This window comes from Rhizobium sp. SRDI969 (genome assembly GCF_025152725.1).
Lineage (GTDB): Bacteria > Pseudomonadota > Alphaproteobacteria > Rhizobiales > Rhizobiaceae > Rhizobium > Rhizobium leguminosarum_I.
In genome coordinates, this window is the sequence record NZ_CP104035.1 from 3,384,924 (window position 1) to 3,400,493 (window position 15,570).

The 15,570-nt window shown below is 62.2% G+C and carries 11 protein-coding genes and 1 pseudogene; 3 read left to right on the forward strand and 9 right to left on the reverse strand.

All coding sequences use genetic code 11. From position 1 onward, the window contains the following. Positions 1 to 849 carry a GNAT family N-acetyltransferase gene (locus N2A41_RS16965; protein WP_260109287.1) on the reverse strand — a complete coding sequence of 283 codons (849 nt, stop codon included), beginning with the start codon at positions 847 to 849 and terminating at the stop codon, positions 1 to 3. Positions 850 to 993: 144 nt separating this feature from the next. On the opposite strand from N2A41_RS16965, the gene N2A41_RS16970 reads away from it, so the two are divergent. Continuing rightward, complete coding sequence (locus tag N2A41_RS16970) at positions 994 to 1,278, forward strand: hypothetical protein (RefSeq protein WP_260109288.1); 285 nt, start codon at positions 994 to 996, stop codon at positions 1,276 to 1,278. On the opposite strand, the gene N2A41_RS16975 is transcribed toward N2A41_RS16970, so the two are convergent. From N2A41_RS16975 to N2A41_RS17000, 6 genes are all read right to left on the reverse strand, one after another. Next, positions 1,228 to 3,045 (reverse strand): putative bifunctional diguanylate cyclase/phosphodiesterase, encoded by a 1,818-nt coding sequence (locus N2A41_RS16975; RefSeq protein ID WP_260109289.1) that lies wholly within the window; start codon positions 3,043 to 3,045, stop codon positions 1,228 to 1,230. The genes N2A41_RS16970 and N2A41_RS16975 overlap by 51 nt on opposite strands. Before the next feature lie 131 nt (positions 3,046 to 3,176). Continuing rightward, positions 3,177 to 4,961, reverse strand: coding sequence for an IlvD/Edd family dehydratase (locus tag N2A41_RS16980; RefSeq protein ID WP_260109290.1), 1,785 nt, complete (start codon positions 4,959 to 4,961; stop codon positions 3,177 to 3,179). After that, positions 4,958 to 5,869, reverse strand: coding sequence for an NAD(P)-dependent oxidoreductase (locus tag N2A41_RS16985; RefSeq protein ID WP_162117937.1), 912 nt, complete (start codon positions 5,867 to 5,869; stop codon positions 4,958 to 4,960). The genes N2A41_RS16980 and N2A41_RS16985 overlap by 4 nt, the downstream gene beginning before the upstream one ends. A 214-nt stretch (positions 5,870 to 6,083) precedes the next feature. Beyond that, complete coding sequence (locus N2A41_RS16990; RefSeq protein ID WP_260109291.1) at positions 6,084 to 9,284, reverse strand: efflux RND transporter permease subunit; 3,201 nt, start codon at positions 9,282 to 9,284, stop codon at positions 6,084 to 6,086. A gap of 121 nt (positions 9,285 to 9,405) precedes the next feature. Beyond that, positions 9,406 to 10,596 (reverse strand): efflux RND transporter periplasmic adaptor subunit, encoded by a 1,191-nt coding sequence (locus N2A41_RS16995; RefSeq protein ID WP_260109292.1) that lies wholly within the window; start codon positions 10,594 to 10,596, stop codon positions 9,406 to 9,408. Between the two features lie 46 nt (positions 10,597 to 10,642). Further along, on the reverse strand, positions 10,643 to 11,455 hold the full coding sequence (locus N2A41_RS17000; RefSeq protein WP_260109293.1) for an alpha/beta hydrolase: 813 nt from the start codon (positions 11,453 to 11,455) through the stop codon (positions 10,643 to 10,645). A 164-nt stretch (positions 11,456 to 11,619) separates the two neighbouring features. Between N2A41_RS17000 and N2A41_RS17005 the strand changes: the two genes are divergently transcribed. Then, entirely contained in the window at positions 11,620 to 12,531 is a 912-nt protein-coding gene (locus N2A41_RS17005; RefSeq protein ID WP_260109294.1) for a LysR family transcriptional regulator, read from the forward strand. A gap of 259 nt (positions 12,532 to 12,790) precedes the next feature. On the opposite strand, the gene N2A41_RS17010 is transcribed toward N2A41_RS17005, so the two are convergent. Together N2A41_RS17010 and N2A41_RS17015 are read right to left on the reverse strand one after the other, a co-directional pair. Continuing rightward, positions 12,791 to 13,693 carry an SDR family NAD(P)-dependent oxidoreductase gene (locus N2A41_RS17010; protein WP_260109295.1) on the reverse strand — a complete coding sequence of 301 codons (903 nt, stop codon included), beginning with the start codon at positions 13,691 to 13,693 and terminating at the stop codon, positions 12,791 to 12,793. 85 nt (positions 13,694 to 13,778) lie between these two features. Beyond that, positions 13,779 to 14,518 (reverse strand): annotated as a pseudogene (locus tag N2A41_RS17015) (SDR family oxidoreductase). Between the two features lie 121 nt (positions 14,519 to 14,639). On the opposite strand from N2A41_RS17015, the gene N2A41_RS17020 reads away from it, so the two are divergent. Continuing rightward, positions 14,640 to 15,548, forward strand: coding sequence for a LysR family transcriptional regulator (locus N2A41_RS17020; RefSeq protein WP_260109296.1), 909 nt, complete (start codon positions 14,640 to 14,642; stop codon positions 15,546 to 15,548). Positions 15,549 to 15,570: the final 22 nt, after the last annotated feature.

Below are 15,570 nucleotides of genomic sequence, written 5' to 3' on the forward strand. Positions count from 1 at the left end.
CTAACCGAGTTCCAGCGTCGTCACGCCGAAGACGTGCTTCAGCGGGATAGCCGGCGCCGGCCCGCGATACATGCGTGTCGTCTCGAACACCGGTTGAAGACCGAGCCCTTCGGCAAGCGCGACTGCCTCGTGGTTCGCCGTGGGAATATCGATGAAGACCGCGGCCCCCTTCGCCTCGGGGATCAATTCGGCAAGCAGCGCGGCAGCGCTATCGGCATCGTTGGCAAAGAGTGGGCCGATCTTGTAGCCATCGTAGCAGCGGCGGATGGTGCCGTAACCGCGGATCTTGTGGCTCTTGCGCACCACCGCCGAACGACGGCCCTTGCGGGCGGTGCACCAGGCAGCGAGAAAGGCATCCCGCGGCTGCGGAAAGATCGCCGAATCATATCGCTGCAGGCCTTCGAGGCGTGAATCCAGCACCGGCTGCGCGACAAGCGTCGAGACAGGCAAGGTGTTGGCGACCCCGCCGTAGCGAATTGTGGAGTAGGCCGGTTCGAAGCCGGCCTTGCGGTAGTTGTCCTGCTGTGCGGCGACGCCGTCGAGACCGATCGTGCGGTCTCCCGCGCTGGCAATGCCCGCCTGCCAGATCGCCTTGCCGTAGCCTTTGCCGCGGAAATCGGGATGGACGATGTAGAGGCCCAGGAAGGCGAAACTCTCGCCATATTTGACGACCGAGATCGACCCGACGGGGACTTCGCCGATAGCGCCGACGAAAAATCCTGACGGATCGGCATCGAGGAATGCAAGCGAATCGTCGAGGCCCGGGTTCCAACCCTCCTGACGCGCCCATTCGAGCACGAGTTCCAGTTCGCCGGGCCGCATCGAACGAACGGCAAATTCCGAATTCATGCGATTTTCCTAGATTGAATGTCCCGCAAGTCCATCCCGGCAATGGCAAAGCAATTGTCAGGTCCCAGCTCCCCGATTGCACCTGCGAATGATGGAGAGCCGCGCTCATGGACTTGACGACGCGTATAATCATTTTTCGATGCAATGCAGAAAGCTTCGTTTCCGCATTACCATGAAACAATGCCGTTGCAAGCTCAAGAAAATTACTTGCGCGCCAATTATCTTCCTGCCGATGCAGATAAACACGCCGCGCCGAAAAGACACTGCTGCCAATTTGAAAGGCGAGGAAAGCATTTCGGCCGAAATCAGTTCCGCGACGCGGCAAAGGCGCTGTTGAAACCGACGGCGACAATGGCCAGCGGACGGATCACCGGCCGTTCAGCCGCCCATCGCGGCCTTCTGCTTTTCGATCCCGCTCGTCATCGATGAGAAAAGACGGTCTGTCTCGGCCGCCGGTGCGGGATGACCGAAGGCATAGCCCTGCAGGCCGTCGCAGCCGAGCTGCGCCAGCACGACGGCATGCGCCGCGGTCTCGATGCCCTCGGCGATCACCTCGACATCGAGTGCCTTGGCGATTTCCACGATCGAACCCACGACGCGCCGCTGCTCGGCAGAGCTGACAACTTCGGTGACGAGCTGCCGGTCGATCTTCAGCCGCTTCGGCCGCAGCTTGACGAGACCGATGAGCGAGGCATGGCCCGATCCGAAGTCGTCGATCTCGATATCGATGCCCATCTGTTTGATATCGCCGATCTGATCGAGCAGTTTTTGGTCGCTGTCGTCGAGGAAAATCGTCTCGACCAGTTCGAAGACGATCGCACCGGGCGGAATGGCGAGTCTCCTCAGCTTGTCCAGCAGCGTCGGATCGGCAAGGCGCGACGCCGAGATATTGACGGCGATGCGCGGTACCGCAAGGCCGCGCAACAGCCAGAACAGCCGGTCTTCGAGAACGCTTTTCAGGATCGCCGCGTCGATCTCCGCCGCAAGTCCGAGCTCATCGGCGATCTTCAGGAATATCCCCGGGGCAAGCACGCCCTTCTCGGGATGTTTCCAGCGCGCCAGCGCCTCGAAGCCGATGACTTCCCGCGTCCGGGCGTCGAGCTGCAGCTGATAATAGGGAACGATCTCGCCGCGCTCCAGTCCAAGCTTCAGCTCTTCGGCGAGGCGGCGCTTGGAGCGCAGATCCTCCTGCAGTTGCCGCGTGAAGAATTCGACGCGGTTCCGCCCGAGCTTCTTGGCCTGGTAGAGCGCCAGATCGGATTCGGCAAGCAGGTTGCGCGCCCGCCGATCGCCGCTCCAGGAAACGCCGATCGAGGCGCCGGATTGCAGCATCTCTTGGCCGAAGCGGATCTTCTTCCGCAGCCGGCGCTGGAGATCCTCGGTGATCAGCTTCAGCTCGGTGAGATCGGTGAAATTGACCAGCACGATGACGAACTCATCGCCGCCAACGCGGGCAACCGTGCCATTTACAGGAATGGCAGCGATGATGCGAAGGGCTGCCGCCCTGAGAACAACATCGCCTGCGGCATGACCGTGGCTGTCGTTGATCTGCTTGAACTGGTCGAGGTCGAGATGCAGGACCGCAAGCGCGGTGATGCTCTTGTCGGCCGGCAGTTCCGCCAGCCGCTTGTCGAGAAGGCGCCGGTTCGGCAGGCCGGTGAGATAGTCGTGATCGGCGACATGCTCGATGCGCGCATTGCTTTCCTCGAGCGCCAGCGCCCTCGCCTCGGCCACCACCTTCTGCCGCGCCAGTTCCCCGTTGAGCAGTACGTCGGCCGTCACATCCCATTCGGCGCCGATGAAGGATGGCAGACCTTCCGCATCGACATAGAAATGCGCGCGCGAACGCAAATGGCGGATTTCGCCGCTGGGCAATACGATCCGGAATTGTGAGTCATAGGCGCCGCGCGTCGCGATCGCCTGCTCGAAGTCGCGTTCGGCCCGCTCGAGATCATCTGGATGGATGGCATTCGACCAAAGCGATGCCGGCACCAACCGGCAGGTCTCGCCGGTCTCGTAGAGACGATGCATCTGCGCATCCCACAAGATCCCGCCCTGCTCGATGCTATGCTCCCAGACACCGATCCGGGATGCATCGAGAGCGAGTTCGAGCCGACGCAGAAGATCCTGAAACTCGTGTTCGGATCGAGTGGCTTTGTTCTCTGGCAACGCGGTCCCAGCCTTGGAAGCTTGCATAACGGCAATATGGTCTCAAGCCGGCATTAATGAAGCCTTGTCTTGACCACCGAACTAATGACTAGGTGAACTGTTGGTTACGACTTTCCCATTTCGGATCAAAGGACTTGCAGTCTGCGGCAGCTTCAAGATCAGTGGTTGTGCCGCGGCGGTTTTTGTGCGATCTGGCGGAATTCCGTCGCTCCCTCCAGCACCGCGCCGTCCGACAATTGCGTAACCGAACGGCGATAGATCTGCTGCCATGGCGTCGCATCCGCAGGCACCGGCGGGATGCCATCGCCCTTGCGCCGTTCGATCTCGGTGTCATCGACCAGCATGTCGCAGCGCCCATGGTTGAAGTCGATGCGGATGATATCGCCGGTACGAAGCCAGGCGAGGCCGCCGCCGGCGGCGCTTTCCGGCGAGGCGTTGAGGATCGAGGGACTGTCCGCCGTGCCCGATTGGCGGCCATCGCCGATCGTCGGCAGGCTGCGGATGCCGCGCTTCAGGAGATGATCCGGAGGCTGCATGTTGACGACCTCAGCCGAACCCGGCCAGCCGATCGGCCCGGCGCCCCGGATGACGAGGATGGTATTTTCGTCGATGCCGAGTTGGGGATCGTTGATGCGCTTGTGATAGTCCTCCGAACCGTCGAAGACCACCGCCCTTCCCTCGAAAACGCCTTCGCGCCCTGGTTCGTCAAGGTAGCGCCGGCGGAAATCCTCCGAGACCACACTCATCTTCATGATCGCAAAATCGAAGAGATTGCCTTTGAGAACGAGGAAGCCCGCCCGCTCCTTCAGCGGCTCGGCGAACGGCTTGATGACCTCGCGGTCGCGTGCTTCCTTGCCTTCCAGGTTCTCGGCCATCGTCCTGCCCGTCACCGTGCGACAGTTGCCGTCGAGCTTTCCGGCCTGCAGCAGCTCCCACATGATCGCCGGCGTGCCGCCGGCGCGATGGAAGCGCTCGCCGAGATAGGCGCCCGCCGGCTGGACGTTGGCCAGCAGCGGAATGTCGAAACCATGCACCTGCCAGTCGTCGGGATGGAGTTCGACGCCGGCGTGCTTCGCCATCGCAGCCAGATGCGGCTGCGCGTTGGTCGAGCCGCCGATCGCCGAATTGGTGCGGATGGCATTCAGGAAAGCCTCGCGCGTCAGGATATCCGACGGCTTCAGATCCTCGAACACGATCTCGACAGCACGCCGTCCGGTGCGGTAGGCCATCTGGCCGCGCTCGCGGTAAGCGGCGGGAATGGCGCCACAGCCGGTCAGCGAAAGGCCGAGCGCCTCGGCCAGCGCATTCATCGTCGAAGCGGTGCCCATCGTATTGCAGTGGCCGACGGAAGGCGCAGAATCGAGTGCCGCTTGAAGAAACTCTTCCCGATCGATCTCGCCTGCCGCATATTTCCGCCGCATCCGCCAGATCACCGTCCCGGAGCCCGCCAGTTCCCCCTCGTGCCAACCGTCGAGCATCGGCCCTCCGGAGAGCACGATCGCCGGAATATCGACCGTCGAAGCCGCCATGATCGCTGAAGGCGTGGTCTTGTCGCAGCCGGTGGTCAGCACGACACCGTCGAGCGGATAGCCGTAGAGGATCTCGACGAGGCCGAGATAGGCGAGATTGCGGTCGAGTGCGGCCGTCGGACGCTTGCAGTTCTCAAAGATCGGATGCGTCGGAAACTCGATCGGAACGCCGCCGGCATCGCGGATGCCGTCGCGCACCCGCTTGGCAAGTTCGACATGCACTCTGTTGCAAGGCGTGAGATCGCTGCCGCTCTGGGCAATCCCGATGACCGGCTTGCCGGAGCGCAGCTCTTCCGGCGTGATGCCGTAATTCATGAAGCGCTCAAGATAGAGCGCTGCCATGTCGATATGATCGGGATTGTCAAACCAGTCCTGCGAACGCAGGCGCCGCTTCGGCGAATGGCTGTTCGTCACTGTTTTTCTCCCGGCCTGGCATTCTTCTTTTCAAGATGGAGGAGCAAGCCACTGTGATCCTTTTCGCCATTGCCATTGGCGACGAATTCGCTGAATTCGGCATGCACCGCCGCCGTCAGCGGCAGCGTCAGCGACAGGGTCTTGGCCGCTTCCATGGCGGCGTTCAGATCCTTCAGCTGGTTGCTGGACGAACCGCCTGGGGTAAATTGCCGTTCGACCATGCGCTTGCCGTGCAGTTCGAGGATTCGGCTCTCGGCAAAGCCGCCACGAATGGCGTCCCGGAAGGCCGCCGGCGAGCCGCCGCCAGCTTCGATCAGCATCATCGCTTCGGCGACGGCTCCGATCGTCACCGCAACGATCTGCTGGTTGGCGAGCTTGGCGAGCTGGCCCGCACCGCTCGGGCCGACGCGGGTCACCCGCCCCATCGGCGCAAAGATATCCGCAAGCCGGTCGATGACGTCCTCGTCGCCACCCGCCATGATGGCGAGCGTACCGGCTTCAGCCCCGACGACGCCGCCGGATACCGGCGCATCGACGTGATCGACGCCGCGCTCGGCAAGCCTCGCCGAATGGTCACGGGCGAAATGCGGGGCAATCGAACTCATGTCGATGACGGTAGCACCAGGCGTCATCGCATCGGCCGCGCCGCGGTCGAACAACACGTCCTTCACCGCCTCGGCGTTGGTCAGCATGGTGATGACGACATCGGCGCCTGAAACGGCATCCGCCGGTGTTTCCGTGCAGACCGCGCCGTCTCCCGCAAGCGCTTCGGCTTTGCCGGGATCGCGATTCCAGACGGTGACGGAAAAGCCCCCGCCAAGCAGCCGGCGAGCCATCGGCGCCCCCATCAGGCCGGTGCCGAGAAAGGCGATCCGCCTGCCGTCATGAGCTTTCCCCGAACCTGTCATTCAGTCCTCCCAACTGTTGTCCGTCTTTGATAGTCCGCTCGCCCACCGTTGCAAACCGTTTTGACGGACGTAACGCATTTTTGTGGTGTGTCCTTAGATGTGGGTGGTGTGTCCGAAAACCGCGCGTACTTGTCGGCTTCATGCCCTGAAAACGATACGGGCGAGAACCGAAGTTCCCGCCCGATTTACCCGACAAAGGAAGGTTGAATTCCGTTTATTCCGCCGCGAGCCGGATGACCTCCGCCTCTTCTTCCTTGTGTTCGTCCGGCTTGTGCTGGACGAGCGGACGGTTGCCCGTCAACCGCCGCAGCAGCACGTAGAAGACAGGCGTCATGAAGATGCCGAAGAAGGTCACGCCGATCATGCCCGAGAAGACCGCGACACCCATGGCCGCGCGCATTTCCGAACCGGCGCCAGTGGAGACGACGAGCGGCACGACGCCCATGATGAAGGCGAGCGAGGTCATGAGGATCGGGCGAAGGCGAAGGCGGCTGGCCTCGATCGCGGCCTCCCGCGGTGTCCTTCCCTCGAACTCCAGTTCGCGAGCGAATTCCACGATAAGGATAGCGTTCTTCGCGGATAGGCCGACAAGCACCACCAGACCGATCTGAGTGAAGATGTTGTTGTCTCCACCGGTGAGCCAGACGCCGGTCAGCGCGGCCAGCACGCCCATCGGCACAATCATGATGATGGCAAGCGGCAGCGTCAGGCTCTCATACTGGGCAGCCAACACCAGGAAGACGAGCAGCAGAGCCAGCGGGAAGACGACGACACTGGAGTTACCGGCCAGGATCTGCTGATAGGTTAGATCTGTCCATTCGAAGTCGATGCCCGCAGGCAGGGTCTCGTGAAGGATCTTCTCGATTGCCGCTTGCGCCTGACCGGACGAGAAGCCCGGTGCCGGGCCGCCGTTGATATCGGCGGCAAGGAAGCCGTTGTAGCGGTTCGCGCGTTCCGGACCGGTGCTCGGTTCCACCTTCAAGAGGGCCGAAAGCGGGATCATCTCACCCGATGCCGACCGGACCTTCAACTGGCCGATATCTTCCGGCTGGGCGCGGAATTTCGCATCGGCTTGCACACGGACGCTGTAGGTGCGGCCGAAGGCGTTGAAGTCGTTCACATAGAGCGAGCCGAGATAGATCTGCAGTGTCTGGAAGACGTCGGTGACGGAAACTCCGAGCTGCTCGGCCTTGGCACGGTCGAGATCGGCGTAGAGCTGCGGCACGTTGATCTGGAAGCTGGAAAACAGCCCGGCGAGCTCAGGCGTCTGATAGGCCTTTGCAAGCACTGCCTTGGTCGCCTCGTCGAGCGCCTGATTGCCGAGGCCCGCACGATCCTCGATCTGCAGCTTGAAGCCGCCTGTCGTGCCGAGACCATTGACCGGCGGCGGCGGGAACATGGCGATGAAGGCATCCTGGATGACGCCGAACTTCTGGTTCAGCGCCATGGCGATTGCGCCGCCCGCGAGATCAGGCGTCTTGCGCTCCTCGAAGTCCTTCAGCGTCACAAAGACGATGCCGGCATTCGAGGAGTTGGTGAAGCCGTTGATCGACAGGCCTGGGAAGGCGATCGCATTGGCAACCCCCGGCTGCGCCAGCGCGATGTCGGTCATACGCTTGATGACGTCCCCTGTGCGGTCGAGGCTTGCGGCGTCCGGCAACTGGGCGAAGCCGATCAGATACTGCTTGTCCTGCGACGGCACGAAGCCGCCGGGAACCGTGCTGAACAGACTGTAGGTCGCACCGACCAGTGCCAAATAGATCACCATGACGATGCTCTTGCGCGACAAGAGCCCACCCACGCCCTTGCCGTAGGCATTCGAGCCCGCGCCGAAGACACGGTTGAAGCCGCGGAAGAACCAGCCGAAGATGGCGTCCATGAACCGCGTCAGCCAGTCCTTCGGCTGATCATGGCCCTTCAGGAGAAGGGCTGCCAGCGCCGGAGACAGGGTGAGCGAGTTGAAGGCCGAGATGACGGTCGAGATTGCGATCGTCAGCGCGAACTGGCGATAAAACTGACCTGACAGGCCGGAGATGAAAGCGAGCGGCACGAAGACCGCGACGAGCACCAGCGCGATCGCGACGATCGGACCGGAGACTTCCTTCATCGCCTTGTAGGTGGCAGCCCGCGGCGACAAGCCTTGTTCGATATTGCGCTCGACGTTTTCGACAACGACGATCGCGTCGTCGACGACGATACCGATCGCAAGCACCAGCCCGAACAGACTGAGCGCGTTGATCGAGAAGCCGAAGACATACATGACCGCGAAGGTGCCGATAATCGATACCGGTACCGCGATCAGCGGGATGATCGAGGCACGCCACGTCTGCAGGAACAGGATGACGACGAGGACGACGAGAGCAATGGCTTCGAGCAGCGTGTCGATGACCTTCTCGATCGAGGCGCGCACGAATTTCGTCGTATCGTAGACGATCTCGTATTTGACGCCGGCAGGCATGGCGAGCTGCAACTGATCCATGGTCGCGTTCACGTTGTCCGCGATTTCGATCGCGTTCGAACCCGGCGCCTGCAGGACAGCGACGGCGACGGCCGGCTTGCCGTCGAGCAGCGAACGCAGCGTATAGTCCGCAGCACCGAGTTCGATGCGGGCGACATCGCGAAGGCGGGTGATCTCGCCACTGGCGCCCGTCTTGACGATGATGTTGCCGAATTCCTCGGGCGTGCGCAGGCGGCCTTGGGCATTGACGTTGAGCTGCAGATCCACACCGGGCTGGCTCGGCGACGCGCCGATGATACCGGCGGCGGCCTGGATGTTCTGGGAGCTGATCGCGCTGCTGATGTCGCTGGCGGCGAGATTGTGCTCGGCGGCCTTCTGAGGGTCGATCCAGACACGCATGGAATAGTCGCCGGCACCGAAGACCTGCACCTGACCGACGCCTGCGATGCGGGCGAGCCGATCCTTGATGTTCAGGGTCGCGTAGTTGCGAAGATAGGTGATGTCGTGATCGCCCCCGTCAGAGACGAGGTTGACGACCATGATGAAGTTGGGCGAGCTCTTGACTGTCGTGATGCCGAGCGAACGGACTTCCGCCGGCAGGCGCGGTTCGGCCTGCGAAACGCGGTTCTGCACGAGCTGCTGCGCCTTGTCGGGGTCGGTGCCGAGCTTGAACGTGACGGTGACGTTGAGCACGCCGTCCGATGTCGCCTGGCTGGCCATGTAGAGCATGCCTTCGACGCCGTTGATCTGCTCTTCGAGCGGCGTTGCCACCGTTTCGGCGATGACGGACGGGTTGGCGCCGGGATAGGTGGCGCGCACGACGATCGACGGCGGCACGACCTCCGGATATTCGGAAATCGGTAGCGCGCGCAGGCCGATCAGGCCGGCAACCAGGATGAGGACCGAAAGAACACCGGCAAAGACCGGGCGGTCGACAAAGAATCTGGAGATGTTCATATCAAAGCCCTCTCCGGGGTGAACATGGATGCAAAGTCCCTCTCCGGCGGTTTGGCAGCCCGCCGGCGGGTCATATCATTTCGCGTATCGGCCTTCCCCCGGGGGAGAGGAAGGCGAAGTCCTATTGCACGGTCGCGACCTTCTCTTCCATCTGTGGTGCGACGACTGCACCAGGACGGATGCGCTGCAGACCGTTGACGACGATCTTCTCACCGACTTTCAGGCCGCTTTCGACAACCCGCTGGCCGTCAGCCAGCGTGCCGAGCTGGACCTGTCGATAGGCGACCTTGTTCTCGCCATCGACGACAAAGACGAACTTCTTGTCCTGGTCCGTACCGACGGCACGGTCGCTGATGACGATCTTGTTCTCGGCCTTCGGCTGGCCCATGCGCACCCGCACGAACTGGCCGGGGATGAGACGCCCGCCCGGATTGTCGAAGACGGCGCGTACGCCGATCGTGCCGCTTGATGCATCGACCTCGTTGTCGATCAACTGCAGCTTGCCCTTGATCGGCGTGCCGCTGTCGGTCAGCGTGCCGACCTCGACCGGGATCTGCTCGACGGCAGGCACGGCGCTATCCGTCTGCGGAAGTTGGGCGAGCGCCCGCGTTACCATCTCTTCGCTGGCGTTGAAGCTCGCATAGATCGGATCGACGGAAACGAGTGTCGTCAGCGCCGGCGAGGCCGACCCGGCCGCGACGAGGTTACCGGCGGTCACCTCGATCTTGCCGATGCGGCCGGAAACCGGAGCCCGCACCTGCGTGTAGTCGAGATCGAGCTGAGCCGACTGCAGTGCAGCCTGCGCCGAACGCAGCCCAGCCTGAGCCTCGGCCAGCGCGCTCTGGCGCTGATCGAGATCGCTTTGGGAGATGGTGCGGTTGTCGGAAAGCCTGCGGCCGCGGTCGAGTTCAGTCTGCGCCAGGCTGACCTTGGCTTCGGCCGAAGCGACCTGGCCTTGCGCCTGCGCCACGCTCGCCTGGTAGGGGGCTGGGTCGATGGTGAAGAGCAGGTCGCCCTGCTTGACCAGCGCCCCTTCACGGAAGGCCACCGACAGGATGGCACCGGCAACACGGGAACGCACCTGCACACGGTCGACGGCTTCCAGACGGCCGGAGAAATTCTCCCAGGCCGTCACATCGTGCGCCGCAACGACGGCCACCGTCACCGGCACAGCGGGAGCCTGTGCAGGGGCGGAAGCGGCCGTGGCGGTCGTGCTCATCGGCAATTCGAAAAACAGTGCGGCGCCGGAAACGGACGCAACAAGGCCTATGCCGGCGCCCACCAGGGCCCAGCGCTTCTTTCTGGACGTCATCGGTACTCTCCTTACGGCTCAAGGCCGCCGAAATATCAGGTCTTCTTCAATGCAATTGCGGTTGAACGCTTACGTCCCGAAGGAAGCTTCCGAAATGGCGGCTGACGTTTTCCTGCCAGTCGGGCACTCCCTCGGATTTCCCACCATAAATCGAGGGCCAGCCCGTCCCGGCGGGAAGGACATGCTGGCGCACACCGACACCGGCCTGTTTCAGGCGGGCACCGTAACCAATCGTTTCATCGTGCAGAGGATCGTCCTCCGCGGTGAATATCAGCGCCGGCGCGACCCCCGAAATACGAGAACAGAGGCAAGGCGCCGCGTAAGGGTGGCAACCGCCGCCGCTCAGATAGTGGCTCCAGCCCTCCGTCCAGCGCTGGCGCATGCCGATGGCTTCGGCCTTGCGGATCGAGGACGTGCCCATGAAGGGATCAAGCAGCGGCGAAATCAGGATCTGGCCGTCGAGCGCGTCCGGCATCTGGTCGCGCGCCTTCAGCGCCACACCGGCAGCGACATTGCCGCCTGCTTCTTCGCCAGCGACGAAGAGCAACGACTTCCGATCGCCGAGACCGGCGCGTTTGTTGGCGAGATAGGTAAAAACGGAGAAGGAGACTTCCAGCGCTTGCGGGAATATGTTGCCGGAAAGACTGCTGTAATCGGCAGCGACCACGATGGCGCCGGCCTTGGCGAGGCTCATCGCCACCGGCCGGTCGATGTTCTTGTCGCTGTCCAGAAACGCGCCGCCATGCAGGTAAAGCACGATCGGCGGACCCTTGCCGTAATCGGCGCCCTGGTAGATGCGCGCGGAAACGGGGCCGATGGCCACCTTATCCAGCATCATATCTTTCCATTCCACCGTCATGCTTCCGGTCTCTTTTCCGTCGGCCACAAGCAGACATCGCCTGCAGCTTGCATTTTGTATAAAAAAGATATTGTTATTCCAACGGAGGAATAAGAAGCTATATCGCGATAACTCTGTTCCAGATCTCGAACAATGGTGCAACGCAAACTGCGGATTTGAAACCGATGGATCAGCTCTCGGCAATGCGCGTCTTCATTCGGGTCGTGGAGACGGGCAATTTCACCCGCGCCGCCGACATGCTCGCCATGCCCAAGGCGACAGTGACCAATCTCATCCAGGGCCTGGAAGCGCATCTGCGCACCAAGCTTTTGAATCGTACCACGCGCCGGGTCATGGTGACCACGGACGGCGCGCTTTATTACGAACGCGCCGCCCAGATCATTTCCGAGCTGGAAGAACTGGATGGCAGCCTCTCCAATTCCCAGAGCCTGCCGAGCGGGCGGCTGCGTGTCGAGATGGCCGGCGCTTTTGCCGATTGGATCGTCGTTCCGGCACTTTGCGATTTCTATCAGCGTTATCCCGATATCCGTATCGATCTCGGTGTCGGCGACCGGACGGTCGATTATCTTGCCGAAAATGTCGATTGCGCGCTGCGGGCCGGCACGCCGGCCGACCAGTCGCTGATTGCACGGCGCGTTTCCGAAGTCGAGATGATCACTTGCGCTTCACCGAGCTACATCCAGAAATTCGGCATGCCCGAGCGGCCGGAGGATCTGGAGGCGGATCACTACACCGTCAACTATTTCCGCGCCCAGAATAACCGAACGCTGCCCTTCGAATTCCGCCGACACAACGAGGTGATCGAGACCAGTCCGCGTTACATCGCCTCGGTCAACGATAGCCGCACCTATCTGACGGCTGCGCTGACGGGTCTCGGCATCGCGCAGGTGCCGATCTTCATGGCGCGCGAGCCGATGGCAAGGGGCGAGCTCGTCCGCCTGTTGCCGGATTGGCGTCGCGATCCGTTACCGCTCTATGTCGTTTATCCGCCGAACCGCCACCTCAGCAACAAGGTACGCGTCTTCGTCGACTGGCTGGTGAAGCTTCTGGTCGAGGCGAGACTGAACGACGTCTGAGCGCCAAAACAAATACGGCCCGGAAGGCAGGGGAAACCTTCGACGGGCCGCAATGTACAACTTTGAACATCAAGCCTGTCGCACCGTAGCAAGGACGCGGCAGGCTCTGGAGGTTCGGGAGAGAGCGGCAGGGAATTCCACTCTCTCGCGATAAAACAGATATACGCACTCCCCGCAGGATTGTAAGGAAAAATTCCGCAATCGCATTCACATAATTGCGATGACGGCTTGGCTCCGATGTTCCCGCGGGGCGGAGGTTTCAATTCCTGACAGCCGGCTTCAGCAGGTCCTCGAGGCCGATGCGGCGGAACAATTCCGCCCGGACACGGTCGGCAACGCCGTTGACGATCTCCGCGCCGTCCTCGGACGGATCGATATGGACGCGGAACGGCCTCTTACCGAAGGGCTTGCCGACGACATCGACGATGGCGGCGGCTACCGCGCCGGCATCGGCATCGGCCGGTTCAAGCGCTGCCAGGCCCCGCAGCGCCTGCTCGGGCACACCCTTGTAGGGTCCGTCATTGTATTCGGCGGCGCGGGCAGTATCATCCGGCGAGCCGAAATGGGCGAAATGGTTGGTGCCCTTGGTGAAGGCGCCAGGCACGATGATCGAGGTCTCGATGCCCCAGCGGGTAAGCTCGCCGGCATAGGAGACGGCAAGTGAATCCATCGCCGCCTTGGCGGCGAAATAGGGCGAGAGATAGGGAGGCGTGCCGCCGCGGCTGCTCGACGACGATACCCAGACCACCAGGCCCATGCCCTGATTGCGCAGATAGGGGAGTGCCGCACGGTTGACGCGCTGGGTGGATAGCACGTTGATGTCGAAGAGCTCGGCGAACTGTTCCGGCGTGAAGGCTTCGTCCGGGCCGAAGGACATATGGCCGGCATTGTGCATGATCACGTCGAGACGGCCTGCATCAGCGACGATCCTGGCGATACCCGATACGACCGACGCGTCGGAGGCGACATCGAGTTCGACGCTGCGCAGATCGACGTTGTTGTCCTTGGCGAAAGTCGCAGCATCGGCGACGGCGGCAGCGTTGCGGCCTTCCGTGGCGCGCATGCCGGCATAGACGGTGTGGCCCGCCTTGGCGAGGGCGCGGGCAGTAAGAGCACCGAAACCGCTGGAAGCGCCTGTTATGACGATGATTTGCTTGCTCATGATCCTATTCCTTCTGGGTTCGATTGGGGTTGATTGAAGTGGAGCTTGAGTTGGTGGCGGCCTCGGGACCGCTGCCGGACTTTCGTCAGATCACGCCGCCATTGGCGCGTAGCGTCTGGCCGTTGACCCAGCCGCCGTCCGGGCCGGCAAGAAAGGCAACCGCAGCGGCGATCTCTTCCGGTGTGCCGAGACGTTCCATCGGGTTCATTTTCGCCATGCGGGCGATGAGTTCGTCCGACTTGCCGTTGAGGAAAAGGTCGGTGGCCACAGGACCGGGCGCGATGGCGTTGACGGTGATATCGCGGCCGCGCATTTCCTTGGCCATAATCGCCGTCAGCGTTTCCACGGCAGCCTTGGTAGCGGCGTAGACGCCGTAGGTTTCGAGCTTCAGGCCAACGACGGATGTCGAGAAGTTGATGACCCGGCCGCCGTCACGCAGACGCTTGGCGGCTTCCCTGAGCGTATTGAAGGTGCCTTTGAGGTTGACGTTGATCTGGCGATCGAAATTAACGTCGTCGGCTTCGGCAAGAGAAGACAGCATCATGATCCCGGCATTGTTAACGAGCACATCGACGCCGCCGAAGGCGGTTTCCGCGGCTTCGAACATGTGGCGGACGGCTTCGGCATCGCCGACATCGGCTTTCGCCGTCAGTGCCTTGCCGCCGGCCTGCTCGATCTCCTGCGCCAGTTCCTCGGCCGGAGCGGCGCTGCCGGAATAGTTGATGACGACGGTGAAACCGTCCTTGGCGAGGTCGGGGCGACTGCCGCGCCAATGCCGCGGGAAGCGCCAGTCACCAGTGCGACCTTGTTTTCGTTGCTGGCCATTTTCGTTCTCCTTCAGGAATGCGCCGCAGCGCGTTTTCGATGAGGAGAAGATGCCGCTTTTCTACACGCGGATAATCGGGCATAATCCAGCATCACTATCCGGGAATGACGAACAAACAAGATGGACAGATTCGATGCCATGCGGGTCTTCTGCCGCGTCGTGGAACGGCGCAGCTTTACTCTTGCGGCCGAAGATACCGGCCTGCCGCGCTCGACCGTCACCGATGCAGTAAAACAGCTCGAAGCCCGTCTCGGCGTGCGCCTGCTTCAGCGTACGACGCGTCATGTCAGCCCGACGCTCGACGGCGAAGCCTATTACCAGCGCTGCCTGTCGATCCTCGCCGATATCGAGGAAGCCGAAGGCGCCTTTGCCGGCGCCAAACCGAAGGGCATGCTGCGCGTCGATGTGCACGGCACGCTTGCCCGCCATTTCGTGCTGCCGAGCCTGCCGTCCTTCCTGGAGACCTATCCTGACATCGAATTCTACATGAGCGAGGGCGACCGACTAGTCGACCTGGTGCGCGAGGGCATTGACTGCGTGCTGCGCGTCGGCACGCCTCAGGACAGCGACATGGTCGCCCGGAGCGTCGCCATGCTCGATGAGGTGACCCTCGCGTCACCCGCCTATATCGCCCGTCACGGCCAGCCGCAGCATCCGGACCGGCTTGCCGGCCATCGCATGGTCGGCTTCCGCTCCAGCGGCACCGGCAGTCTGCTGCCGCTCGAATTTATCGTCGACGGCGCAGTAGCCAACATCGGCATTCCGGCGACCGTCGCCGTCAATGCCGCCGAAAGCTATATATCAGCGGCCAGGCTGGGCCTCGGCATGATCCAGATCCCGCGCTATCACGCTGAAAAGGATCTGGCCGAAGGCACGCTGGTCCAAGTGCTGCCGGATTTTCCGCCGACGCAAACACCGGTGTCCCTGCTCTATCCCCGTAACCGACAGCTTTCGCCGCGCGTGCGCGTCTTCATCGACTGGCTGGTGAAGGTCTTCGCTCGACAAAATTCTGAAAACGCGCTTCACTAAAATGCGCTTTGCTAATATGAGC

Bases quoted from the DNA above. Each gene is read 5' to 3' on its own strand.
- N2A41_RS16965 (WP_260109287.1), bottom strand. From the start codon at position 849: ATGAATTCGGAATTTGCCGTTCGTTCGATGCGGCCCGGCGAACTGGAA.
- N2A41_RS17005 (WP_260109294.1), top strand. From the start codon at position 11,620: ATGGATCAGCTCTCGGCAATGCGCGTCTTCATTCGGGTCGTGGAGACG.
- N2A41_RS17020 (WP_260109296.1), top strand. From the start codon at position 14,640: ATGGACAGATTCGATGCCATGCGGGTCTTCTGCCGCGTCGTGGAACGG.
- N2A41_RS17010 (WP_260109295.1), bottom strand. From the start codon at position 13,693: ATGAGCAAGCAAATCATCGTCATAACAGGCGCTTCCAGCGGTTTCGGT.
- N2A41_RS16970 (WP_260109288.1), top strand. From the start codon at position 994: ATGCAGAAAGCTTCGTTTCCGCATTACCATGAAACAATGCCGTTGCAA.
- N2A41_RS16985 (WP_162117937.1), bottom strand. From the start codon at position 5,869: ATGACAGGTTCGGGGAAAGCTCATGACGGCAGGCGGATCGCCTTTCTC.
- N2A41_RS17000 (WP_260109293.1), bottom strand. From the start codon at position 11,455: ATGACGGTGGAATGGAAAGATATGATGCTGGATAAGGTGGCCATCGGC.
- N2A41_RS16975 (WP_260109289.1), bottom strand. From the start codon at position 3,045: ATGCAAGCTTCCAAGGCTGGGACCGCGTTGCCAGAGAACAAAGCCACT.
- N2A41_RS16995 (WP_260109292.1), bottom strand. From the start codon at position 10,596: ATGACGTCCAGAAAGAAGCGCTGGGCCCTGGTGGGCGCCGGCATAGGC.
- N2A41_RS16990 (WP_260109291.1), bottom strand. From the start codon at position 9,284: ATGAACATCTCCAGATTCTTTGTCGACCGCCCGGTCTTTGCCGGTGTT.